21 protein-coding genes and 1 tRNA gene are annotated in these 22,407 nt (G+C 64.1%); 19 read left to right on the top strand and 3 right to left on the bottom strand.

What is annotated here, in order from left to right; genetic code table 11:
• Nucleotides 1–23 precede the first annotated feature (23 nt).
• From QVN30_RS03635 to QVN30_RS03605, 7 genes are all read left to right on the top strand, one after another.
• Nucleotides 24–356, top strand: a complete 333-nt coding sequence (locus tag QVN30_RS03635) for a putative quinol monooxygenase (protein ID WP_066831482.1) — start codon at nt 24–26, stop codon at nt 354–356.
• A 94-nt stretch (nt 357–450) separates the two neighbouring features.
• On the top strand, nt 451–987 hold the full coding sequence (locus QVN30_RS03630) for a flavodoxin family protein (RefSeq protein ID WP_066831485.1): 537 nt from the start codon (nt 451–453) through the stop codon (nt 985–987).
• Nucleotides 988–1,179: 192 nt separating this feature from the next.
• A complete protein-coding gene (locus QVN30_RS03625) occupies nt 1,180–1,887 on the top strand; it encodes a carboxymuconolactone decarboxylase family protein (protein ID WP_289835505.1) in 708 nt (235 codons plus the stop codon).
• A gap of 46 nt (nt 1,888–1,933) precedes the next feature.
• A complete protein-coding gene (locus tag QVN30_RS03620) occupies nt 1,934–2,950 on the top strand; it encodes an aldo/keto reductase (RefSeq protein ID WP_066831488.1) in 1,017 nt (338 codons plus the stop codon).
• A 78-nt stretch (nt 2,951–3,028) separates the two neighbouring features.
• Nucleotides 3,029–3,445 carry a cupin domain-containing protein gene (locus tag QVN30_RS03615; RefSeq protein WP_066831491.1) on the top strand — a complete coding sequence of 139 codons (417 nt, stop codon included), beginning with the start codon at nt 3,029–3,031 and terminating at the stop codon, nt 3,443–3,445.
• Between the two features lie 100 nt (nt 3,446–3,545).
• Nucleotides 3,546–3,830 (top strand): cysteine-rich small domain-containing protein, encoded by a 285-nt coding sequence (locus tag QVN30_RS03610; RefSeq protein WP_289835504.1) that lies wholly within the window; start codon nt 3,546–3,548, stop codon nt 3,828–3,830.
• Between the two features lie 193 nt (nt 3,831–4,023).
• Nucleotides 4,024–6,696 (top strand): Ig-like domain-containing protein, encoded by a 2,673-nt coding sequence (locus QVN30_RS03605; protein ID WP_289835503.1) that lies wholly within the window; start codon nt 4,024–4,026, stop codon nt 6,694–6,696.
• Nucleotides 6,697–6,976: 280 nt separating this feature from the next.
• Here the strand turns inward: QVN30_RS03605 and QVN30_RS03600 are convergent, their stop codons facing one another.
• Entirely contained in the window at nt 6,977–8,047 is a 1,071-nt protein-coding gene (locus tag QVN30_RS03600) for a M42 family metallopeptidase (RefSeq protein ID WP_289835502.1), read from the bottom strand.
• A 195-nt stretch (nt 8,048–8,242) separates the two neighbouring features.
• Between QVN30_RS03600 and QVN30_RS03595 the strand changes: the two genes are divergently transcribed.
• The 4 genes from QVN30_RS03595 (at nt 8,243) to QVN30_RS03580 (ending at nt 10,862) form a co-directional block, all read left to right on the top strand.
• Nucleotides 8,243–8,518: a hypothetical protein gene (locus tag QVN30_RS03595; protein ID WP_066831792.1), complete on the top strand. Its 276-nt coding sequence runs from the start codon at nt 8,243–8,245 to the stop codon at nt 8,516–8,518.
• Nucleotides 8,502–9,185 carry an amino acid ABC transporter permease gene (locus QVN30_RS03590; protein WP_066831502.1) on the top strand — a complete coding sequence of 228 codons (684 nt, stop codon included), beginning with the start codon at nt 8,502–8,504 and terminating at the stop codon, nt 9,183–9,185. The genes QVN30_RS03595 and QVN30_RS03590 overlap by 17 nt, the downstream gene beginning before the upstream one ends.
• A 3-nt stretch (nt 9,186–9,188) precedes the next feature.
• Nucleotides 9,189–9,941 (top strand): amino acid ABC transporter ATP-binding protein, encoded by a 753-nt coding sequence (locus QVN30_RS03585; RefSeq protein WP_273339823.1) that lies wholly within the window; start codon nt 9,189–9,191, stop codon nt 9,939–9,941.
• 87 nt (nt 9,942–10,028) lie between these two features.
• Nucleotides 10,029–10,862 carry a transporter substrate-binding domain-containing protein gene (locus QVN30_RS03580; RefSeq protein ID WP_204588485.1) on the top strand — a complete coding sequence of 278 codons (834 nt, stop codon included), beginning with the start codon at nt 10,029–10,031 and terminating at the stop codon, nt 10,860–10,862.
• Between the two features lie 49 nt (nt 10,863–10,911).
• Here the strand turns inward: QVN30_RS03580 and QVN30_RS03575 are convergent, their stop codons facing one another.
• Both QVN30_RS03575 and QVN30_RS03570 read right to left on the bottom strand, forming a co-directional pair.
• Nucleotides 10,912–11,805, bottom strand: a complete 894-nt coding sequence (locus QVN30_RS03575; RefSeq protein ID WP_289835501.1) for an anti-sigma-I factor RsgI family protein — start codon at nt 11,803–11,805, stop codon at nt 10,912–10,914.
• A complete protein-coding gene (locus tag QVN30_RS03570; RefSeq protein ID WP_289835500.1) occupies nt 11,802–12,290 on the bottom strand; it encodes an RNA polymerase sigma factor in 489 nt (162 codons plus the stop codon). The genes QVN30_RS03575 and QVN30_RS03570 overlap by 4 nt, the downstream gene beginning before the upstream one ends.
• A gap of 918 nt (nt 12,291–13,208) precedes the next feature.
• On the opposite strand from QVN30_RS03570, the gene QVN30_RS03565 reads away from it, so the two are divergent.
• The 8 genes from QVN30_RS03565 (at nt 13,209) to QVN30_RS03530 (ending at nt 21,924) form a co-directional block, all read left to right on the top strand.
• Nucleotides 13,209–13,769 carry a cyclophilin-like fold protein gene (locus tag QVN30_RS03565; RefSeq protein WP_289835499.1) on the top strand — a complete coding sequence of 187 codons (561 nt, stop codon included), beginning with the start codon at nt 13,209–13,211 and terminating at the stop codon, nt 13,767–13,769.
• Between the two features lie 236 nt (nt 13,770–14,005).
• Entirely contained in the window at nt 14,006–15,181 is a 1,176-nt protein-coding gene (locus QVN30_RS03560; protein WP_289835498.1) for an MFS transporter, read from the top strand.
• Between the two features lie 98 nt (nt 15,182–15,279).
• Complete coding sequence (locus QVN30_RS03555) at nt 15,280–16,377, top strand: aldo/keto reductase (protein WP_289835497.1); 1,098 nt, start codon at nt 15,280–15,282, stop codon at nt 16,375–16,377.
• A 273-nt stretch (nt 16,378–16,650) separates the two neighbouring features.
• A complete protein-coding gene (clpB, locus tag QVN30_RS03550) occupies nt 16,651–19,281 on the top strand; it encodes an ATP-dependent chaperone ClpB (protein ID WP_204588478.1) in 2,631 nt (876 codons plus the stop codon).
• A 354-nt stretch (nt 19,282–19,635) separates the two neighbouring features.
• On the top strand, nt 19,636–20,697 hold the full coding sequence (locus QVN30_RS03545) for a zinc-binding dehydrogenase (protein ID WP_289835496.1): 1,062 nt from the start codon (nt 19,636–19,638) through the stop codon (nt 20,695–20,697).
• 57 nt (nt 20,698–20,754) lie between these two features.
• Nucleotides 20,755–20,910, top strand: coding sequence for a hypothetical protein (locus tag QVN30_RS03540; RefSeq protein WP_289835495.1), 156 nt, complete (start codon nt 20,755–20,757; stop codon nt 20,908–20,910).
• A gap of 463 nt (nt 20,911–21,373) precedes the next feature.
• Nucleotides 21,374–21,778 (top strand): hypothetical protein, encoded by a 405-nt coding sequence (locus QVN30_RS03535; RefSeq protein WP_087201735.1) that lies wholly within the window; start codon nt 21,374–21,376, stop codon nt 21,776–21,778.
• 70 nt (nt 21,779–21,848) lie between these two features.
• A tRNA-Arg gene (locus QVN30_RS03530) sits at nt 21,849–21,924 on the top strand.
• Nucleotides 21,925–22,407 lie beyond the last annotated feature (483 nt).

The following is a 22,407-nucleotide window of genomic DNA, read 5'->3' as shown; positions in this document are numbered from 1 at the left end:
GGCACGACGGATAGGAGGACAACATGGCAATCACGGTGAACCTGTATTACACGGGCAAGGACGGGGCGGCGCGCGCGTTCGCCCAGGAGATGGAGGAGTCCGGCACCGCCGACGCGATTCGCGCGGAGGAGGGCAACGTCCGCTATCGCTATTTCCAGCCGTTGGACGACCCCGAGACCGTCCTGCTCATCGATGCATGGCGTGACCAGGACGCGCTCGACGCGCATCATGCCTCGCCGATGATGGCGAAGATCGCCGAGCTGCGCGACAAGTACGACCTGCATATGGTGGCCGAGCGCTACGTCACCGATGAGGACGGGCTGCCCGATCGCGACGCCGCCTTCATCCGTCAGTAGGGCCCGCTCGCCCGTCGCGATGTCCGCGGGCCGCGCCATCTGCCCCCATGGCGGATGGCCCGGCCGGTATTTCTATGTTCAAGGAGGTAGGTGCATGAATATCGTCGTGCTTCAGGGAAGTCCGAACCGGAACGGTTCGACGGCGCTTGTTGCCGAGGAGTTTTCGCGCGGTGCGCGCGAAGCGGGGCATACGGTGGAGCGCATCGACGTGGCGCACGAGGACGTGCGGCCCTGCGCGGGCTGCGTCGCGTGCGGCTACGGTGCCCGCCCATGCGTCCAGCGCGACGCCATGGCGTCCATCTTGGACAAGATCCTCGGTGCAGATATGGTCGTGTTTGCTACGCCGTTGTACTACTACGGCATGACAGCGCAGCTCAAAGCGGTTATCGATCGGTTCTGCTCCGAGAATTCCGCAATCACCGGCAAGCATCTCAAGGCGGCTTTGCTGACCGTTGCGTGGAACGCGGACGGCTGGACCTTCGAGGCGCTTGAAGCGCACTATCGGACCATCGTGCGCTACCTCGATATGGAAGATCGCGGCATGGTGCTCGGCGCCGGTTGCGGCACGCCGTCCATGACGCGCGCGACGAAGTACCCGCTTGAGGCTTATTCGCTCGGCCTGTCTCTGTAGCCGTCCTCTTGCCGTTTGTGCTGACGGCTGCTGATGGGATGCCGTTTTTCCGTTCGGCCTCTCGCGACACCAGCTCAGAGTGCCTGTTTGAGGCGCTCGTATATTGACTTGGAGTCAACTCCAAGGAGTACGGTTCTTATGTACAAGATGGGGCGGATGCGGTTCGCCCTGCAGAAGGAGAGAGAGGAAAGCATGGCTATCACTGATGGATTCAAGGCGACAGACCCTGAATACGCGGGGATCGTCGAGGCGTTTTTGGCCGAGGCGGCAGGCGACGAGGCCCAGTCCCTCCCGGCTCGCACGCGCTATCTGGCAATCGTGGCGGCGCTTCTGGGCTGTCAGGGCATCGATGCGTTCGGCGCCGTGGTGCCCGAGGCGCTTCGTGCCGGCGTGACCCCGGTCGAGCTCAAGGAGGTCGTGTACCAGGCGACCGACTATCTGGGATTCGGCCGCGTCATGCCGTTTGTGGGCGCGATGAACGATGCACTCGAGGCTGCCGGTGTCGCGCTGCCGCTCGAGGGGCAGGCGACCGTGACGCCCGAGACGCGCCTGGCCGCCGGCAACGACGTGCAGATCGAGGCTTTCGGCGAGGGCATGCGCGAGACATGGGCCAACGGCCCCGCCGAGCGCGCGACGGTCAACCGCTGGCTCGCGGCGAACTGCTTCGGCGACTACTACACCCGTCACGGCCTCACGCTTGCCGAGCGCGAGATGGTCACCTTCTGCTATCTGGTGGCCCAGGGCGGCTGCGACCCCCAGGCGACTGCGCACGCCGCCGGCAACTTCAACATGGGCAACGACCGTGCGTTCATGTACGCCGTGGTTCACCAGATCCTGCCGTTCATCGGCTATCCCCGCAGCCTGAACGCGCTTGCCTGCATCGACGCGGCGGCGAAGTAGCGTCCGTTTGGCGGAAGTGCGTTCGGTTTTGGAAGGAGCGATTCGCATGCGCTATGCGACGTTGGGGCACTCGGGCATCAAGGTGTCCCGTATCTGTCTGGGCGGAATGAGCTTCGGCGAGCCGTCCGCGGATTTCCATCAATGGACGATCGGCCCGGAAGAGACGCGTGCGGTCATCGGTCGCGCTCTCGATGCGGGCATCAACTTCATCGACACCGCCAACTGCTACGCACGCGGCACGAGTGAGGAGTTCATCGGTCGTGCCCTGCGCGACCTGGGCGTTGCGCGCGATCGGGTCGTGCTTGCGAGCAAGGTCTACTTCAACGAGGGACGTCTGTCGCCCGCGGCGATCGAGCGCGAGATCGACGGCACGCTCTCTCGGCTGGGGACCGACTACCTCGACCTCTACATCATCCATCGCTTCGATTACGACACGCCGGTCGAGGAGACCATGGAGGCGCTCGATGCGCTCGTTCGCGCCGGCAAAGTGCGCGCACTGGGCGCGAGCGAGATGTACGCCTACCAGCTGCATACCATGCAGGAGGTGGCGCTGAAAAACGGCTGGACGCCGTTTACCAGCATGCAGTGCCACTATAACCTGCTGTATCGTGAGGACGAGCGCGAGATGGTCCCCGTCTGCCGCCAGTTCGACATGGCGCTCACGCCTTACAGCCCGTTGGCTTCGGGGCACCTGTGCCGCTCCACCTGGGATTCCGATTCCGTGCGCAGCGCCACCGATGCCACCATGCGCAACAAGTACGATGCCGCGCGCGACAACGACATGCGTATCGTTGAGCGTGTCGCCGAGGTGGCGGCACGTCACGAGGTGCCCATGGCGCATATCGCCCTTGCCTGGCACTGGGCGCGCGGCGTGGAGGCGCCCATCGTGGGTTGCTCGCGCCCCGAGCGGGTGGACGATGCCGTGGCGGCGCTCGATGTGGAGCTCATGGCCGACGAGGTCGCGTATATGGAAGAGCCCTATGCCGCCCACGAGCTTGTGGGGCCGCTGGGTCGCCCGGGCGAAAAACCGCTCGCGGGCACGACGGACCCAGCCCGCAAGTAGGGGCGGCAGCAACGTTGGTATACGTCGGGCCGCCTTGCCGGATGCGGGCTGCCCGCATCATCGATTAAGGAGGAGCATATGGCAACCGCAGATTTCACCCCCATGTTCGGCATGGGCAACCCCAACGACGCGTTCGCGCAGTATTTCATCGGCAACTCGTATCTCAATCCGCTGACGAATGCGGCTGAGTGCGGAGTCGGCCTGGCGAATGTGACCTTCGAGCCGGGGTGCCGCAACAACTGGCATATCCATCATGCCGACAAGGGCGGCGGCCAGATTCTCATCTGCACCGACGGCCGCGGCTGGTATCAGGAATGGGGCTCCGAGCCTCAGGAGCTTACCCCGGGTACCGTCGTCGTCATTCCTGCCGGCGTGAAGCATTGGCACGGCGCGGCGCGCGACTCCTGGTTCTCCCATATCGCCTTCGAGGCGCCGGGCGAGAACTGCAGCAACGAGTGGCTCGAGCCGGTCGACGACGCGTCCTACCCCGCGTAGGGGAGATGGCCCGGGGCCGGTACGTTTTGGGATGGAAACGTACCGGCCCTGCTGCGAGCATTGTCTGCTACGATGGGCGCGTCCGATCAGGAGGTGTGCCGTGGACCATCCCGAAACTGAGCACTACAAGTTCTTCAACCATGCGTTGTGCGAGTTCTACCCGTGCCACGACATGCCTGCGGAGCAGCTCAACTGCCTGTTCTGCTATTGCCCGCTGTACTGCTTGGGAGATACCTGCGGCGGCAATTTCCGCTACGTGGGCGAGCACGGAGACATCAAGGACTGCTCGGCCTGCACCGTGCCCCATCGCGTGGAGAACTTCGATTACATCATGCGCCAGTACCAGCGCGTGAAGGATATCGCCGCCCGCCGCGAAGGCGCGTGATCGGCGTTTCACAAGGGGGTGGTTCCCTCTTATTCCACCTGCTTTCCAGACGTGTTCCTATCGCCGGCAAAAATCGCGCGCTCAGCGATTTGCCGGCGTTTTTCTTTGCCATGTTGCTATGGGCGGCAATAAGAACCATGAGCCTGCCGACCGCAGAATATGGAGCCACAACGCACGGGAGGAGGGTCGAACCATGAAGAGGATGACCACTTCAAAGCCCCTTGTCATGTTGCTGACCGTTGCGTTGATTGCGGTGTTCATGATCCCCTGTCCGGTGCGCGCGGATGAGTCCGCGGCCGACGGGGTCGCTTCCCCGGGGCAAACGGAATCCGTGCTGCAGCCTGAGCACGTCGTCGATGAGGCGGGCATGATGGAGGGCAGCGGGCCTGCCGACGCGGCAGGAGCATCCGATATCGTTGGCGACGAGGAGTTCGTCGAGGCGGGTCTGGCGTCTGATCAGGTCGTGCAGGCGCAAGAGACGCAGCCCGCTGCGCAGACTTCCCCGACCGCGATAACGGTGCGGCCCGTATCTCCCGACAGCCTGACGTCGGTGGGGGATGCGGTGTACTGCCTGCCGGCAGACGGTGCCGGCGCAACCGTCGATTTGCCCGCAGTGTCGGTTGAGCCCGAAGGGGCCTCGGACGCCGTGACGTGGACATCGTCCGATGAGACGGTAGCCTCGGTCTCCAATGGCCTTGTTTTGCATGCGCCGGGCATGGCGGTGCTGACCGCGACCTCGGAGCTGGACGGGACGGTGAGCGCGCATGCGCGTATCTACGTCGTGGACGGCTCCCCGACGACCGTCGATGTCGACGGCTCGGGGTGGCTGGTCGAGTCGTTTGACGGCCTTGATCTCGCAGCCGAGGTGCAGGCACTCGACCAGGCCCTCACCGAGGCGCTCGGCGAGGGCGAGACGATCCAATTCGTCGGCACCCTCAGCTACAGCGTTCCGACCGATGAAGGGGCCGCTAGCTCTGGCCCCGCCGGCGCGGACCTGTATTTTCCCGTGCCCGATGGAGCGACGGGCGATGCGGTGACCATCATGTTCTACCCCGATGGCGGGACGGGCATCGAGGTTGCGGCGCCCCTGTCGTTCGACGGGGTGGGCCTTCTGCTCGGCGCGCACGTCGAGATCGCCTTCGACGGGGACGGGTTCACGTTGAACGGGGTGCCCGCCGCGACGGTGTGCGGGCAGTACGAAGTTATCGGAAGCGTCGACGCCAAGGTTCTGCTCGCGGAGGAGCTGGATGCCGCCCGCGCCGAGCTTGCCGAGCTGGCTGTACTCGACGACGCGGAGCTGGGCGAGGCGGCCGATGGGACGCGCTACGTGACGCGCGATCAGTTCGACCAGATATCGAATCTGCTCGATGCCATCGAGGCGCAGCTGAAGATCCGTGCGAGCGAAGAAGACGTCGAGGTGTTTCGTCAGCAGGTCAGAGAGCTCCGTCACGATGTGGCCGAGATGCCGATGACCGTCCAGGTCGACCGCGGGGCGCTGGAAGAGGAGCTCGCGGCGGCCGACGCCGTGCGTGCCGAGGTGACGGTTTCCGAGCACGGGCGCGACGTGCTTCACGGCGGCACATGGGCAGCGTCTGCCGATGCGGCCGCGTTTGATGCGGCGATCGCGGATGCGCGCGCCGTATATGGTGCCGGGGACGCGACGAGCGATGAGATCGCGGCGGCGCGCGACGCGCTGGCCGAGGCGCAGCGTGTGTTCGAGGCCGCCTGCAGCGTGGCGGAGGTGTCTCTCGAGGCGCTCGAGAGCGAGCTCGATGCTGCCGCCAAGGCGGATGACGGCGTCGTGACGGTGGCACAGGCGCTCGATGCGGCGCCCGGCGCGCGCTGGGTGACGCAGGAGGCAGCGAATTCGCTGGCTGCAGCCGTGGACGCGGCGAAAGCCGTTGCGGCCAAGGAGCTTTCCGTGCTGACGCAGGATACAGTCGACGCGGCGACCTCCGAGCTCATGAGGGCGAATGCGGGCTATCGGGAGTCCATCGCGACAAAGCCCGCGATCGAGGACATCAAGATCGAGCGCGCAGAGGCGAATGTCGGGCGCGACATCGTCCACATGCTCCCGGGCAGCCCCCTTGCGCTCAAACCGGTGTTCACGCCCGCCGAGTCCGCGGTGGCGGTGACGTGGTCCTCCTCCAATACCTCCGTCGCGACGGTTGACGCTGACGGCAAGGTCACGGCGGTGGGTGACGGCGCGGCGACCATCACCGCGACAACGCGCGCGTTCGATGGCGTGGAGAGCAAGACGGCCGTGTTCACGGTCGTTCCGATCGGCTGCGGGGACCGGTGGACCTACGAGAATGCGGCCGCGGGCATCGTCGTCGAGGGCGTTCCCTCCGGAGTCGACGTGACGGCAGATGTCATGACGGGGTCCCAGGGGTTCCCAGTCGGAAAGCTCGGTCGCGATGATCGCGCTGTCGCCGGCGTGTTCGTAACGCTCGCAACGGGGTCCGAGCACACCGTGGTCGGCATCCCGATCGAGGGCATGAGCGCCCGTATCCCTCTTGGGACCGATGCGTATGACGGCAAGAAAGTCGAAGCGACGCTGTACGGAGATGACGGTTACACCTACACGTATACGGCGACGGCAAGCGGCGGAACGATCTATCTGACGATTCCCGCCGGAGGCTACGTGGAGACCATCGCGCGTGCCGCCCTGCTGGCGGAAACGCCCGATAAGCAGGGCGATCCCGCCAAGCCCTCCGATGAGGCAAAGCCGTCTGACGACGACGTGCGCGAGCGCCTCGCCCAGACGGGTGACGAATCGGTGGCGGCGATAGCCGCTCTCGGCGGCGCCGGTGCTCTGGCAGCGGTGTCCGGTATCGCCTTGATTCGAAGGAGGAAGATCTCGTAAGCGGCTCAAGGGTCAGTGAGGCTGTACGTTTCGGTCATCGGTGAGACCACGGGACTGCCCGGCAACGGTACCCAGTAACTGTACCCAGAACTGAGAGAGAGGGCCTTCCAAGGGGCCCTCTCTCTCAGTTCTGGGTACAGTTACTGGGTACCGTTAGCGGGTGGCCCGGTAGAAGCGGTGGCCGAGCCTTGCTCGAGGGGCCCGCTTCACGATGCGCTGCGATCGCCCGTCTCGCCCTGCGGGGCTTGAAGGCCTTAATTCAGCGCTTTCCTAACGGATCTTAGTAGGAGATGGCGCTCGGCGAGAAGTCCTCTGCGACGGCTATCGCGATGTCCGCCGCCGCGCGGATGTCTTGCGGCGCGCAGATGGAGGCGCCTGCGTGGATGTAGCGGCAGGGGACGCCGGCGACCACGCAGGGGATATCGAGCTGATGGATGACGCCTCCGTTGGTTCCGCCGCCGGTGCGCACGGAGGTCTGCGCGGGCAGGCCGCGGGACTGGGCGACTCTGAGCACATATCGCTGAAAACGCGGATGCGTGATCATGCAGCGATCGAAGTAGCGGAACATCGGTCCTTTTCGCAACGCGGTCTGGATCTCGTCGGCGGGCGTGAACGTGTCGTCTGCCGGGCATCCTTCAAACACGAACGCGGCAGCGGGCTCGATTGCGCGCACGGCGGCGCCGATGCCCCGCTCGCCCATCTCTTCCTGCGCCGAGATGCAGCCGATGACGTTGACCGGCAGGTCGTCGCGCTGCGCGAGCTCTCGCAGCGCGAGCAGCAGGGCGCACACGCCCGCGCGGCAATCGAAGGCCTTGCCGATCGCGATGTCGCGCTGCTCGTCATATGAAAACGTCGTTGCCGCCACGAACGGCTCGCCGATGCGCACGCCGAAACGCTCCAAGGCGTCTTGCTTCGAGGTCGCGCCGACGTCGAGCGTAAGCGGCGCCTTGCCGTCGGCGCGCTCGGTGGCGGTCCAGAAGTGCGGCGGCTTGACGCCGACGACGCCGCGGATCCAGGCGCTGGCGCCCGTGCGCACGAAGACGTCCTGGCCGGCGAGCGTCCCGGGGGCGATATGGCCCAGCTCGACGAAATTCATCGTGCCGCCCGCATGGATCGCCTGCACCATGCCGCCGACTTCGTCCCCATGGGCGTCGAACAGCAGCGTCGGCTTGTCCGCATCGACGGTATGCGGCGTGATGATGACGTCAAGCAGGCTGTTGACCTCGACGTTCGCCCAGTCGGCGCAGAACGCGCGCACGATATCGACCACCTCGTCCTCAAAGCCCGAGGGGGCTTTGGCGTTCGAGAGGCGGGCGAGCAGGTCGATCAGTTCGGCATCGTCGGCATGCATGGGCAGGTCCTTTCCACGGGCGCGATCGTTTACTCGAGCAATGAGCATAGAGGACGTTGAGGGCTGAAGCTCTGTCAACGAGGCAAGTCCCCACGATTTCATCTATGCAAATTACCTATAGCTAGCTATACCTTATAGGTCTTTTACATAGCTGACAGCGCGTCATACCATGATGGCTACCAGAAAGGAGTGACCATGGGTGAATTGAGCGAAGATCTTGAGCGGTGCCTGTGCGATTGCGATTGCGATGCCGAGCGGACTGCCAAGGCAAAATGCTCGTGCGAGGAGGGGCGCGTGCGCGAGACGAAGCGCGTACTGCTCGGAGAGCGCCAGCGCCTGCTCGACGAGATGCATGCCTCTCAGAAGGGCATCGATGCCATCGACCATATGCTGCATCGCGTGAGCTGCGAATGCGCGCCTCGCCGGCCCTGGGGCAAGGCTGCAGAAGGGGAGGATGGTTCCCGTGAGTGATCGCGTGGCGGAAATCCTTTTAGATTCATTCTCCAGGATCCTGATTCCAGGTTTGACCGCGACGATCCCGTTGGCGCTCATCTCGTTTGCCATCGCCCTGGTGATCGCCATGGCCGTGGCGCTCGTGCAGTACGCGAAGGTTCCCGTGCTCACGCAGATCGCGCGCTTCTACATCTGGATCATCCGCGGCACGCCGCTGCTCGTGCAGCTCTACGTCGTGTTTTACGGCCTACCCGATTTCGGAATCGTGCTCGATCCGTTTCCGGCGGCCATCATCGTGTTCTCCATCAACACGGGCGCCTATTCGGCCGAGACCATTCGCGGCGCGCTCGAGGCGGTGCCGTCCGGCCAGCTTGAAGCGGGCTATTGCGTGGGCATGAGCTACATGCAGATCATGCGTCGTATCCTGCTGCCGCAGGCGATGCGCTCGGCGTTCCCGCCGCTTTCCAACGAGCTCATCGCGCTCGTGAAGGACACGTCGCTCGCTGCGAACATCACGGTGCTCGAGATGCTCATGGCCACGCAGCAGATCGTGTCGCGCACCTACGAGGCGCTTCCTCTGTACTTGGAGGTCGCAGCCATCTACCTGCTGTTCTCCACGGTTCTCACGTGGTTGCAGGGCATTGGCGAGAAGAAGCTCGCGTCGTTCGGCATGGAGAGGGGATAGGCCATGGCTCAAGAGATGCTGGCGCTCGAGGGTGTGCGCAAATCCTTCGGCGATGTCGAGGTGCTGCACGGCATCGACCTGACGGTGCATCGCGGCGAGGTCGTCGCCATCCTGGGGCCGTCCGGCTCCGGCAAGACGACGCTTTTGCGCTGCGCGAACTTCCTCGAGCGTGCAGATGCGGGTACGCTTGCGCTGGGTGGCGAGCGCTTCGATTTGGCGCATGCGACCAAGCGCGAGGTCGCAGCCGTGCGCAAGAAGACCGCATTCGTGTTCCAGAACTACAACCTCTTTCGCAACCGCACCGTTTTGGGCAATGTGACCGAGGGCCTTATCGTTGCCCGCAAGATGCCGCGGGCTCAGGCAGAAAAGATCGCGCGGGACTGTCTCGAGCGCGTCGGCATGGGAGACCGCGCCGACGCCTACCCGATCCAGCTCTCCGGCGGTCAGCAGCAGCGCGTCGCCATCGCGCGCGCCATGGCGACCGATCCGGAGATCATCTACTTCGATGAGCCCACCAGCGCGCTCGACCCCGAGCTGACCATCGAGGTGCTCGGGTCCATGCGCCGGCTCGCCGAGGACGGCATGACCATGCTCGTGGTCACCCACGAGATGGGGTTCGCCCGCAACGTGGCGGACCGCGTCGTCTTCATGGAGGGCGGTTCGGTGGTGGCCGCGGCCCCGTCGGCCGAGTTTTTCGAGCATCCGGATAACGACCGCGTGCGCGCGTTTCTGCGTACGGTGGGCGGCGAGGGCTGAGGGGCGACGCTCGCGGCTGCGATGGCCGCGTCGGCCCTTTCGGCTCACTGCAAGGTGCCAAACCTGAATGGAAAGGAATCGATAGCAATGTTGGATAACAAGGTTTCCCGTCGAAGTTTCCTGTCGATGGTCACCGGCGTCTCGATGCTCGGCCTTGCAGGCTGCAGCGGCGGCGGTGATGGCGCTTCCGGCTCCACCGGGTCTGAGGGCGGCGACCTGCTCGAGCAGATCACGGAGCGCGGAGAGATGACGTTCGCCACCGAGGGTACGTGGAGCCCCTGGACGTTCCATGACGAGGACGGCGACCTGACCGGCTTCGACATCGAGGTGGCGCGCGCCATAGCTGCCGAGCTCGGCGTCGAGGCGAGCTTTGCCGAGGGCGAGTGGGACGGCCTGCTTGCGGGCCTGGATTCCGGTCGCTACGACACGATGGCCAACGGCGTCTCGGTCACCGAGGAGCGCGAGGAGAAATACGATTTCACCGACCCGTATGCCTACAACACCATCGTGGTCATCACGCGGGGAGACTCGGACATCGCGTCCATGGAGGACCTGGCGGGTAAGACGACGGCCAACACGCTCGGCTCGAGCTATGCGATCCTTGCCGAAGCCAACGGTGCGACCAACACGGGCGTGGACGACTTCAACCAGACCATCGAGCTGCTCGAGGCGGGCCGCATCGACGCGACGCTGAACGACGAGGTCGTCTTTTACGACTACATGGCCCAGCATCCCGATGCGGACCTGAAGATCGCGGCGGAAAACGACGAGCCCACGCACGTTGCGTTCCCGCTGCGTCGCGAGGAGGCGACTGCGAGCCTGCTCGCGGCCATGAACGAGGCGATCGCCACCCTGCGCGAGAACGGAACGCTGTCGGAGCTCTCCCAGGAGTTTTTCGGCATCGATATCACCGAGGCGTAAGAGGGCGATGGCGCGGCCCTTTCGCCCCGCTCGCCTCCTCGCGCCGCCGTCATCTTCCGCAGCGGCGCTCCCCGTGATGGCCGGCGCCGCTCTCGGCGGTGTAGGCGCTTTGCGACTCTTCCGAATCGCCGTGCCGATGGCCCTCGTCTGAGCATCCGCCTGCGGCGGAGGAGATGTCGACGTCTTCCGCATCGGCGCAATCGAGCAGCTTGCGCATGGTCATAGTGCTCGCCTCGTCCACGGAGATGTCGACGCCGCTGTCGACGAGCTCCTGCCAGACGCGGTATTTGCCTATGCCCATGCCGGCGAGCTCGGCCTCATGGTGCTCCTCTTCGCTCGCGTGCGCGCAGCTCACCTGCCCGGTTCCTGCTGAGTCGAGGCAGCGCGTGCCGACCGTCTCGAGTGCGGCCGCCTGCGCCTCGTCGTCGCAGGTCACGGTCATCTGCACCGTGGCCCCGTCGGCGATATAGGCCTGGAGCTCGTCTTCCAGCGCATCCATCGCGTCTTGATACGGCATGCCCTCGACTTGGGCAGCCGCGAGCAGCTGCTCGCCGTCATCGTTGTAGGCACGCGTGCTCGCCACGCGATCGAAGCGGTTGATGCCGAGCTCGATCGAGGGGTTCACGTCGATGGCCACGTAGGCGTAGGGTTGCGAGGCCCATGCCACGCCGCCGATGCCGAGCGTTGCGAGCACCAGGCAGGCAGCGAGCGCGGCGACGAGGGGGACACGGCGACGCCGGGGGCGCGCGTGGGTCCCGGCGGCTCCCGTCACGATATGAAAAGAGGAGGCCTCCGTCGCGCTTCCGTTGCCTGCGCCGTCGGCGGCATCCGCCTGGCGCGTGCGTTCGGCTTCAATGCGCGCGAGCGTTCGCTCGGCGAGTCCTGCGGGTATATGCGCGCCGTCGAAGGCCCCTCGAACGCGCTGTTCAAGCTTGTCGGTCATGATAGGGCCTCCCTCAGCCGCTTCTTCCCGCGTGAGATCCATGAGTACACGGTGCCCACCGGCATGCCGGTCATCTGGGAGATCTCGCGCGCGGTATAGCCTTCGTACAGGGCCAGGTACAGCTGCGTTTTGGGCGGATCTCCCAAGGAGTCGAGTGCCCTGAGCACTTCGGCAAGCTCGAGGGCCGCGCGGTCGTCTGCGGCCCCCAGTTCCCCCTCGCGTCCCTGCTCGGCCATCTCGTCGACCGATTCGTTGTTGTTCCGCGCCGCCTTGAGGACGTCTTTGCAGGTGTTGATAGCGACGCGAAGCAGCCATGCTTTGACGTGGCCGTCATCGTTGAACGGGGCGTCGTGCAGGGCGTATTTGAGAAATGTGTCCTGAAACGCGTCCTCGGCGTCCGCGGGGCGCAGATAGAGCAGACAGGCGCGCCAGACGGCATCGCCGTAGGCGCGGACTGCCTGCTCTATATCGGACGATGCCCGCATGCGCGCACGCTCGCTTTCTAGCAATGGGCATGCGCGCGGTGCTGTCCGGTGCATCCGTTTTTGTGCAGATGATGCCCTGTGCGCGCACGTCCCCCGCCCCTATTGTTGCAGAGATCGCGCTGGTTGCGGCATGCCGAATTCGCGCAGTTGTCGCATATGCCGTCGCTGTCGGCATCGATGTAGGAGGGACGCGAAGTCTTCACGCCCGATCCTGCCGCAAGGCTGCTCGTCAGACTTGTTTCCGAAGTCGCGTCCGCGGTGCTCGCCGCGTGCGCGGGCATGGCGGCGATAAGCCCAGTGCCGAGTATCGCCGCTGCCGCGATTGCCACGATGGCGCCTGTTACGGAGGTATGTTTGCCCGAAGCGCTCATGATGATCCTTTCTCTAGGTTCTCTAGGCCGCCTGCATCCGCAGTCGGCTTTCTTCCCGTCATCATGAACACGACTGGGGCCGCGGAATCCTTGCAGCGATAGCGATCTTTTTTAATTGCCATGATGGGTTGTTCGGGGACGGGTTCGTTTCAACCCATGCTCGATGTCACGACGGTTTTTGCGGAAAGCTCGAATGAAATATGCATACTAATCCGAGCAGAACGAGAAACCACGAGGTGGAAAGCCATGCTGTATTGGCCGTTATGCAAAACGTCCGAGCTGTTCCCGCAGAATCCGTCACGACGGTTTTTGCGGGAAAGCGCGTAGCGGCCTAGGCGCCTGCGGCGTGTCGCTGCCGCGGCCCACCGGCCCTTCCTCTCGGCAGGGCGGGTCGCCCCCGCGTCGTCTGCTCGCAATGAATACGGAATGGTGCGAAAGGCATATCCCCAGGAAAACTATACAGTTTCAGCATATAAGACTATGACATATAGGTATTTGAAATACCTTCAGAGTGCTTGCAGAATACTGGGGAGAGGAGGTTGCGTCTATGCATCGGACATCAATGTGGGGCTCCATGAGGATCCGTGCCGCCTTGGCGGTCGTGTTCATACTCGCCGCTCTCTCCCTGGGCGGTTGCGGATCCGTGCAGGAGCGCGCGACGGGGTCTGCATCTGAAGCGCCGCTGCCGACATCGCAGCGCGCGGCGTCTGCGGCCGACGATGACGAGCGGACGGGCGCGGTGAATGAGGAAGGGGATCGGACAGTGCAGAGCATCACGCTTACCATCAACGGGACGCCGTATACGGCGACGTTGGAGGACACCGAGGCGGCGCGTGCGCTCGCGGAGCGGCTGCCGCTGTCGCTTTCGATGTCGGAGCTGAACGGCAACGAGAAGTACTGCTACCTCGATGAGGACCTGCCCACGAGCTCTTCTCGTCCGGGTACCATCCAGGCGGGCGATATCATGCTGTTCGGCAGCGACTGCCTCGTCTTGTTCTACGAGACGTTCCCGAGCGGCTACAGCTATACGCGGATCGGCCGCATCGACGACCCGTCGGGATTGGCGCAGGCGGTCGGCAGCGGTTCCGTCACCGTGGCGTGGGAGTAGGGGCGGCGCGCGGCCGCTCGCGGCAGCGTGATATGCGCACGGTCGTTTTCGACTCCGCCGGTCGGTAACGCGCCGTCTTTTCGGGCCTTCTTGCTGTCGCCGACAGCGCGCTTGACGCGAGAAGCGACCGGCGGGCCACATCGCATTTCGATAAGTATCCATCATGTCAGACCCTTTCATTGCGAAGGGACTGGGCGATTGTGCGGCTTGTGACCGCATGGAGGTGAACGGGCAACGTGAAAGGGATCAGTAACAGGTTGTTGGTGCTCATCCTGACGCTCGGCGTGTTCGGCATCCTGAACACCGAGATGGGCATCGTGGGAGTCATCCCGTACGTGGCCGAGCGATTCGGCGTCTCGGTTCCCGACGCCGGCATACTTGTGAGCGGGTTCGCGCTCATCGTCGCTATCGCCGGCCCCACCATGCCGTTGCTGTTCTCGCGCATGAACCGCAAGACGGTGATGCTGCTGGCGCTCGGTGTCTTCTCGGCGTGCAATCTGTTCTCGGTGGTTGCACCCACCTTCGAGCTGCTGCTCGCCGCTCGCGTGATCCCGGCGGCGTTCCATCCGCTCTACGTGTCCATGGCAATGGCCGTAGCGCAGCAGACTGGAGACACGGCGGCGGAGCGCGCCAGGAATTCGGCGCAGGTGTTCGTGGGTGTGTCCGCGGGCATGGTCGTCGGGGCGCCCATTGCCGGCGTGCTTGCGAGCTCGATCGACCTTTCGGCCGCTATGGCGTTTTTCGCCATCGTGACGGTCGCGGCGCTCATGCTCACGGTCGCGTTCGTCCCCTCGATGCCGGTGGAGAAGCCCATGAGCTACGGCAGGCAGGTCGCTATTTTGAAGAAGCCCGTCGTGCTCGCCTCGCTGCTCGCGGCGGCATCGATCAACGCTGCCATGTTCGGGTTCTACAGCTACCTGTCCGACTATCTGGGCAGCGCGGTCGGTATGGGCGCGGCGCTCGTAAGCGGCGGTCTGCTCGTCTACGGCCTGGCGAACATCGTGGGCAACATGGCGGCGGGCCGTGCGCTCGGCGTTTCTCCGCGTGCGGTCATGGTCATGGGGCCGATTGCGCTTGCCGTGCTGTATGTGGCGCTCTACCTCGCGGGCAATGCGCTCATTGCCGCCTCGGCGGTCCTTATCGCCCTTGGCGTCGCCGTGGGCGTTGCCAACACGACCGACCAGTATATGGTGAGCCGTTCCGCGCCCGAGGCCCCCGACTTCGCCAACGGCATGTTCCTTACGGCGACGAATCTCGGCACGACGGTGGGCACGAGCGTGTGCGGCGCGCTCATCACCGCAGGGGGCACGCAGCTGTCCGTGCTCGGCACGCTGCCCTGCCTGGCGCTCGGCGTGCTGTTCACCGTCTTCCGCCTGCGTTGCGCTCATGTAGGCGAGGGGGATGCGGCATAGCATCTCGTGCCGGCCGCGGCGCAACATGGCTGTTGCCTTGAAGTTCACTTCAAGGTCGATAATGACGACGCGCTGTATATCGATCAGAGGAGCTTTCCATGGAATATCGCGTGTTGCCGCATGGCGGCGAGAAGATCAGCGTGATCGGCTTGGGATCGGCGAGCATCCACAACGCCGACGCTGCGGAGGTCGAGCGCACCTACGATGCCGCTATCGACGCAGGCGTCAACCATTTCGATTTCATTCCGAGCGAGTCCGCGCCCTTCGAGGCGATGGGCCGCGTTCTGGGCCGTCATCGCGAGCGGGTGCGCATCCAGGTGCACATCGGTGCGCTCTACGGCAGCGGGGCATACGGCTGGACGACCGAGGCGGCTCCCGCCATCGCGGAGTTCGAGCGGCGCCTGGCGACGATCGGCACCGACTACGCGGATTTCGGCTTCATCCACTGCATCGACGAGGATGCCGACCTGGACCGCGTCATGAACGGCGGCATCTGGGACTACGCGCAGGCGCGCCATGTGGACGGGACCATTCGCCATCTGGCGTTCTCGACGCACAATCCGCATATCGCCCGGCGCCTGCTTGCGACCGGTGCCTTCGATCTGGCCATGTTCAGCCTGAACCCCATGTACGACTACACCGATGAGTCCGAGTACGGGCGGGGCGAGGCGTCGGACCGCATGGCCCTGCTGCAGGAGTTCGAGCGCGCCGGAGTGGGCGTGAGCGTGATGAAGCCGTTTGCGGGCGGCCAGCTGCTCGACGCGGCGCAGTCGCCGTTCAGTCGCGCGCTCACGCGGACGCAGTGCATCCAGTACGCGCTCGACCGGCCGGGCGTGCTCACGGTGCTGCCCGGCGTGCGCGGAGAGGCCGACCTGCGCGAACTGCTGTCGTACCTCGACGCGACGCCCGAGGAGCGCGACTACTCCGTGCTCGCCGACATGGCGCCGCAGTCGCGCGAGGCCCGCTGCGTGTACTGCAACCACTGCCAGCCGTGCCCGGCGGGCATCCAGATCGGCCTGGTCAACAAGTACTACGATCTGGCCCTTGTGGGCGATGAGCTCGCGGCGGAGCACTACCGCAACCTCGAGCACCATGCGGGCGAGTGCATCGGCTGCGGTCATTGCGACAGCCGCTGCCCGTTCGGGGTGGCCCAGTCCGAGCGCATGGGAATCATCGCGGATCACTTCGGCCTGTAGCTTATTACCCTTCGAGGGGCCCTGGCTGTTTTAGTGCGCGTCCGGCACGTTGTGTCGAGCGCGCGCCGTCTCGTTGCCTACGGGCCGGTTCTCTTCCGGCGCTGTTTCATGCGAAATGCTTTTGTCTCTGCCCATTGGTAGTTGCGCACTAAGAAAATCTTATGTATGTAGACTTAGATTTCTGTATAGAGCGACGCGAAAGCGGTAACAATACCTTTCGAACAGATGAATGCCGCCCCGCAGGGCGGCAACACCCCAAGAGAGGTGAGGCATATGAGAATCGATAAGCTTGCCGTGACGTCGCGCGAGGCGCTGCAGACGGCCATGGGCATCGCGAGCGATGCGCAGGCGGGGGCCGTGGAGCCCATCCACCTGCTCGCCGCGCTGCTCACGGGTGGTGAGCGCAACATCTCGGTCATCATCGAGCGCATCGGGGCCGATCCCGCACAGCTCTCCCGCGCCGCGCAGGAGGCCATCGACCGGCAGCCGAAGGTCTCGGGCGACGGTGCCGAGATGGGGCTTTCGCGCGACCTGGTGCGCACGCTCGAGCGCGCCGAGAAGCGCGCCACCAAGATGCAGGACAACTTCGTGGTGACCGAGCACCTGCTGATGGCGCTCGCCGAGGACAAAGGCGAGGCCGGACGTGTGCTCAAGAGCGGCGGCGTGACGCCCGAGCGCATCGAGGAGGTCTATCAGGAGCTCCGAGGTGACGACCGCGTCAAGACCGCTGAGGACAAGACGCAGTTCGAGGCGCTGGAGCAGTACGGCCGCAACATCTGCGACCTTGCGCGCGCCGGAAAGCTCGACCCGGTGATTGGCCGAACCGACGAGATTCGCCGCACCATCCAGGTGCTTTCCCGTCGCACCAAGAACAACCCCGTGCTGATCGGCGAGCCCGGCGTGGGCAAGACCGCTATCGTTGAGGGCATCGCCCAGCGCATCGTGGCGGGCGACGTCCCCAGCACGCTGCGCGACCGCGACCTCATCGAGCTCGACATGAGCGCGCTGGTGGCAGGCGCCAAGTACCGCGGCGAGTTCGAGGACCGCTTGAAGGCCGTGCTGAAGGAGGTCGAGAAGGCGCAGGGCAAGGTCATCCTGTTCATCGATGAGCTGCACACCATCGTGGGCGCCGGCGCGACTGAGGGCTCCATGGATGCGGGCAACATCTTGAAGCCCGCGCTTGCCCGTGGAGACCTGCACGCCATCGGCGCCACCACGCTCGACGAGTACCGCAAGTACATCGAGAAGGACGCGGCCCTCGCCCGTCGTTTCCAGACGGTCATGGTGGGCGAGCCGAGCGTGGAGGACACCATTTCCATCCTGCGCGGCCTGAAGGAGAAGTACGAGATTTTCCACGGCGTGCATATCACCGACGGCGCGCTCGTGGCGGCCGCCGACCTCTCCGATCGCTATATCGCCGACCGCTTCCTGCCCGACAAGGCCATCGACCTGGTGGATGAGGCGGCGAGCCGTCTGCGCATGGAGCTCGATTCCATGCCGGTCGAGATCGACCAGACGCAGCGCAAGCTCACGCAGATGCAGATCGAGGAGCAGGCGCTCATGAAGGAGACCGACGACGCTTCCAAGGAGCGTCTGGAGGCCTTGCGTCAGGAGATCGCCGAGGTACAGGAGAAGCTGAACGTCCAGAAGGCGGGCTGGCTCAACCAGAAGAACGCCATCGACCGCGTGCAGGATCTCAAGGGCCAGCTCGACCAGGCCAAGAGCGAGGAGGAGCGCGCCACGCGCGACGGCGATCTCGCCCGCGCATCGGAGCTGCGCTTCTCGATCATTCCGAACCTGGAACAGCAGGTCAAAGACGGCGAGGCCGAGATCGAGGCGCAGAAGACCGAAGGAGGCCTGCAGGAGCAGGTCACCTCGGACGAGATCGCCGAGGTCGTGTCCGCGTGGACGGGCGTGCCGGTGTCCAAGATGATGCAGGGCGAGATGGAGAAGCTCCGCGATCTCGAGGGCGAGCTGCACAAGCGTGTCATCGGGCAGGACGAGGCCGTCACCGCCGTCGCCGCGGCCGTGCGCCGCAGCCGTGCCGGCCTGGCGGACCCCGACAAGCCCATCGGCAGCTTCTTCTTCCTCGGTCCCACCGGCGTCGGCAAGACCGAGCTCGCCAAAGCGCTGGCGACCTGCCTGTTCGACGACGAGCGCGCGCTCGTGCGCATCGACATGTCCGAGTACATGGAGAAGTTCTCGGTCCAGCGCCTGATCGGCGCGCCTCCCGGATACGTCGGCTACGACGAGGGCGGCCAGCTCACCGAGGCCGTGCGCAGGCGTCCGTACAGCGTGATCCTGCTCGACGAGATGGAGAAGGCCCATCCCGATGTCTTCAACATCCTGCTGCAGGTGCTCGACGACGGCCGTCTGACCGATGGCCAGGGGCGTCAGGTGTCGTTCAAGAACACGATCATCATCATGACGTCCAACGTGGGCTCCGCTGCGATCGCCGAGCTGTCCGGCAAGGACGATGAGGCCATGAAGCGCGAGGTCGACGAGGCGATGCGCCAGACGTTCAGACCCGAGTTCCTGAACCGTATCGACGACATCGTCGTGTTCCATCCGCTCGGCATGGCCCAGATCGACAAGATCGTGGACATCCAGCTCGCCGACGTTCGCAACCGTCTGGCCAAGGAGCGCATGACGCTCGAGATCACGCCGGCGGCCAAGCAGATGCTTGCGGTGGGCGGTCTCGATCCGGTCTTTGGCGCCCGCCCGCTGAAGCGCCTCATCCAGACCGAGGTGGTGGACACCATCGCCGAGGCCATCATCGACGGCCGTGTGGGCGAGGGCGACACCATCCAGATCGATGTGGACACCGACGGCGCGTTCTACGTCGTCGCCGATGCCACCGGCCCGACCCCGACCTACGAGGTTCCTGACGAGCCGGTAGCGTAGGGTTTGACAGGACAGATGGGTGACGTTGCGCCCCCGGGCGGCCTTGTGTGCCGCCCGGGGGCGTTTCATGTCGTCGCCCGAATCGAGAGTACGGCATAGGCACGCTGCTTTGCCGAGAGTACGGCATAGGCACGTTTTCAGACTCAAAACGTGCCTATGCCGTACTCTCGATGGAGCCGCGTGCCTATACCGTACCCTCGATCTCCGGATACCCGCCTCGCCGGGCCATTTGCCGACGCCATGAGCGCGACGGCGTGCCGCTTCGCATAGTCGCAAAGAAGCCGGGTAGGGTGAAACCATGTGCAAGCATGCGCCGGTCTGAGGGCACGGCGCATCGTCGTGAAAGGGGCCGACATGCGCGGTTACGGAATGATCGATGTCAACCAGCCTGGCTGGATGGAGAAGGAGAAGCCGACGATCGGCCCGCTCGATGCGCTTTTGAGGCCGATCGCGGTGGCTCCGTGCTCCAGCGATACGCATGCCATGCACGGCGGCTCGGGACCCAAGCAGAATCTCATCCTCGGTCATGAGGCCCTGGGCGAGGTCGTCGAGGCGGGCGAGCTCGTTCGCAGCTTCAAGCCGGGCGATCGCGTGGTGGTTCCCTGCTGCACGCCCGACTGGGAGGCACCGCAGCTACAGCGTCGCGATTCCAACAATGCGCACGATTTCGGGCTGATGCAGAGCTTCAAGTTCCTCGGAAGCAAGGATGGCATCTTCGCCGAGTTCTTCACCGTAAACAACGCCGATGCCAACCTCGTTCACATGCCCGAGGACGTATCGGTCGAAGACGCCCTCATGACGGTCGATATGATGTCGACCGGCTTTTACGGCGCGGAGCTCGCCGATATCAAGTTCGGAGATTCGGTCGTGGTGTTCGGCATCGGCCCGGTCGGCCTGATGGCCATCGCGGGCGCCACGCTGCGCGGTGCCGGCCGCATCATCGGCATCGGCACGCGTCCCAATTGCGCGGAGCTTGCGCGCGAATACGGTGCGACCGACATCGTGAGCTACAAGGAGGGCGACGTCGTCGAGCAGATACTCGCCCTGGAAGGTCAGGTCGATGCGTGCATCATCGCCGGCGGCAGCGCGACGAGCGTGAACCAGGCGCTCGCCCTTACCCGTCCGGGCGGCACGGTTTCCACCATCAATTTCTACGACGTGACCGATTCGTTCCAGATCCCGACCTATCAGTGGGGTCTCGGCATGTCTGATGTTTCCCTGAAGTGCGGCTTCTGCCCTGGCGGCGCATATCGCATCCAGCAGCTGCTGAACGTGATTCGCGCCGGCCGCGTGCATCCTGGGAAGATGCTCAACTACAAGTACGAGGGCTTCGACAAGATCGAGGACGCGTTCAAGGTCATGGATGAGAAGCCGCGCGACCTGATCAAGCCGATCGTCTACATCAACTGGGATTAACGTGCTCCGACGGTACAATGGCATGCGGATTCCCTCCATGAGGAAAGGGGCGCGATGATGCCGAAGACCGATACGCGCAAGAAGGACGATAAGAGGCGCGATCCCAAGGACCCGTTCATCCGTGCGGAGAACGAGGACGATGACGGCTACGATCCCTACTCGGACCGTAGGCCGGATCCGGAGCCGCTGTTCGAGCGGGATCCGTGGGACTAGAGATGTTGGATGCCGCCCCGCGTTGCTCGCCGCACGCGGGGCGGTGCTTTTTTTGGGTGCGGGGGCGTTGTGTTCGTCCGCGTGCAAAACCGCACTTTGATAAAAGGTTTTACCAAGGGGAGTGGGCGCTTCGTTTTGAATTTGGTATCAACTCGCGGGCAAGAAGGGTCGCTTTAGGGCAGATTGGAGGCGCCTTCCGGGGCCTTTGGAAACGGCTGAGCAAAAGAACCGCAGGTCACAGGCTTGTCAGATATGGCCGTTTTCCGTTCGTATTTCTCGGATTGATACCAAATTCATTTTCAAGAAATAATAACCCCTGCTTTCCTGCGGCTTTGTGGTGCGGTTTCCCCACCGTGCGCATTCGGGAACCCGGAATCTGCCCACCGCGCGGTGTAGGGCTTAGCTCCGTTTGCGTCTGCGCCCTGATACAATCTGGGGCGATGCGACAACGGAAAGGGGAACCATGTCATCTCTGTGCAAGACCGTCAAGATCATCTCGCTCATCATGCTGGCGATGGGCGTCGTCGGCATTGTCTATGGCGTGTACCAGTGGATGACCGCACCTGTTATCGAGGGCTTCGAGCAGGGCCAGGTCTACGTGCGCGCGAGTGCGGTGCTCGTGGTAGTCTGCAGTATCCTGTTCCTCGTGGGCGGCGTGAGCGGTGCACTCGGCGCCAACAATCCCGGCAAGCTGAAGCCCTACACCGTGCTGTGCGCAATTCTGGCCATCGCGAACGGCGCTGCCGCCGCCCTGTTCCTCGTCGCAGGGGCGTTCATGTCGGTCTTCTTCGTGTTCGCGATCCTCGCGCTGGTAGGAGCCGTGTTCGCCGTCCGCGCCCGGAAAGACGCGTCGAACCGACTGCTCTAGCCGTGCTGCATCGATGAAGGTTGCCCGTCTCGCGCGGGCGCGCTTCCGTTCTGCTAGAATCGTACTACTTGCCTCCGTAGCTCAGGGGATAGAGCACCGCTCTCCTAAAGCGGGTGTCGCCCGTTCGAATCGGGCCGGGGGCACCAGAATTATCGCAGGTCAGAGGTCATATTGGCTTCTGACCTGTTTTTCTGTTGAGCGATAAAGTGGTGGCTGGGGCAAATTAGGGGTGAAATCCGATTTCTGTTTTTGCTCCCCCGAACCTATTCCCCATCCCGCTGTCTGGTCATTCTTGCCCGCATTTATCCTTCTGAGCAATAGCCCGATTTGGCAACGTCATTCGAGCTGATTGGCGTTGCCAAATCAGGCTATTGCTCAGTAATGGATTGAACACTGGGGAAGCGTATCTTCCATTCTTATGGTCAAAGGTCTCGGGTGTGCAGCGCGCAGAATCCGAGAGACGCGCGCCGGTTGCGCAGCACGTTCGAAGGTCTTTTTGAAAGCGCGGTGTTCGTCGACGCGCATGGTGAAGATAATGGTTTTCTGTTCTGAGACTGCGAAAATGTATCATATCGTTGAAATGGTCTACAGCGTTGAGTTTTGGCGACGATGATGAGAAAGGGGCTCGT

This window comes from Collinsella ihumii (assembly GCF_030385545.1).
In the GTDB taxonomy this organism is placed as follows: Bacteria; Actinomycetota; Coriobacteriia; order Coriobacteriales; family Coriobacteriaceae; genus Collinsella; species Collinsella ihumii.
The sequence above is the reverse complement of the archived record's forward strand: the minus strand, read 5'-3'. Positions and strand labels throughout refer to the sequence as shown.

What these genes read in the sequence shown, in the direction of transcription:
- QVN30_RS03585 (WP_273339823.1), top strand. Translation starts at nt 9,189, where the DNA reads ATGGCTCAAGAGATGCTGGCGCTCGAGGGTGTGCGCAAATCCTTCGGC.
- QVN30_RS03635 (WP_066831482.1), top strand. Translation starts at nt 24, where the DNA reads ATGGCAATCACGGTGAACCTGTATTACACGGGCAAGGACGGGGCGGCG.
- QVN30_RS03615 (WP_066831491.1), top strand. Translation starts at nt 3,029, where the DNA reads ATGGCAACCGCAGATTTCACCCCCATGTTCGGCATGGGCAACCCCAAC.
- QVN30_RS03580 (WP_204588485.1), top strand. Translation starts at nt 10,029, where the DNA reads ATGTTGGATAACAAGGTTTCCCGTCGAAGTTTCCTGTCGATGGTCACC.
- QVN30_RS03535 (WP_087201735.1), top strand. Translation starts at nt 21,374, where the DNA reads ATGTCATCTCTGTGCAAGACCGTCAAGATCATCTCGCTCATCATGCTG.
- QVN30_RS03625 (WP_289835505.1), top strand. Translation starts at nt 1,180, where the DNA reads ATGGCTATCACTGATGGATTCAAGGCGACAGACCCTGAATACGCGGGG.
- clpB (WP_204588478.1), top strand. Translation starts at nt 16,651, where the DNA reads ATGAGAATCGATAAGCTTGCCGTGACGTCGCGCGAGGCGCTGCAGACG.
- QVN30_RS03555 (WP_289835497.1), top strand. Translation starts at nt 15,280, where the DNA reads ATGGAATATCGCGTGTTGCCGCATGGCGGCGAGAAGATCAGCGTGATC.
- QVN30_RS03630 (WP_066831485.1), top strand. Translation starts at nt 451, where the DNA reads ATGAATATCGTCGTGCTTCAGGGAAGTCCGAACCGGAACGGTTCGACG.
- QVN30_RS03570 (WP_289835500.1), bottom strand. Translation starts at nt 12,290, where the DNA reads ATGCGGGCATCGTCCGATATAGAGCAGGCAGTCCGCGCCTACGGCGAT.
- QVN30_RS03620 (WP_066831488.1), top strand. Translation starts at nt 1,934, where the DNA reads ATGCGCTATGCGACGTTGGGGCACTCGGGCATCAAGGTGTCCCGTATC.
- QVN30_RS03575 (WP_289835501.1), bottom strand. Translation starts at nt 11,805, where the DNA reads ATGACCGACAAGCTTGAACAGCGCGTTCGAGGGGCCTTCGACGGCGCG.
- QVN30_RS03605 (WP_289835503.1), top strand. Translation starts at nt 4,024, where the DNA reads ATGAAGAGGATGACCACTTCAAAGCCCCTTGTCATGTTGCTGACCGTT.
- QVN30_RS03545 (WP_289835496.1), top strand. Translation starts at nt 19,636, where the DNA reads ATGCGCGGTTACGGAATGATCGATGTCAACCAGCCTGGCTGGATGGAG.
- QVN30_RS03590 (WP_066831502.1), top strand. Translation starts at nt 8,502, where the DNA reads ATGGTTCCCGTGAGTGATCGCGTGGCGGAAATCCTTTTAGATTCATTC.
- QVN30_RS03595 (WP_066831792.1), top strand. Translation starts at nt 8,243, where the DNA reads ATGGGTGAATTGAGCGAAGATCTTGAGCGGTGCCTGTGCGATTGCGAT.
- QVN30_RS03540 (WP_289835495.1), top strand. Translation starts at nt 20,755, where the DNA reads ATGCCGAAGACCGATACGCGCAAGAAGGACGATAAGAGGCGCGATCCC.
- QVN30_RS03565 (WP_289835499.1), top strand. Translation starts at nt 13,209, where the DNA reads ATGCATCGGACATCAATGTGGGGCTCCATGAGGATCCGTGCCGCCTTG.
- QVN30_RS03600 (WP_289835502.1), bottom strand. Translation starts at nt 8,047, where the DNA reads ATGCATGCCGACGATGCCGAACTGATCGACCTGCTCGCCCGCCTCTCG.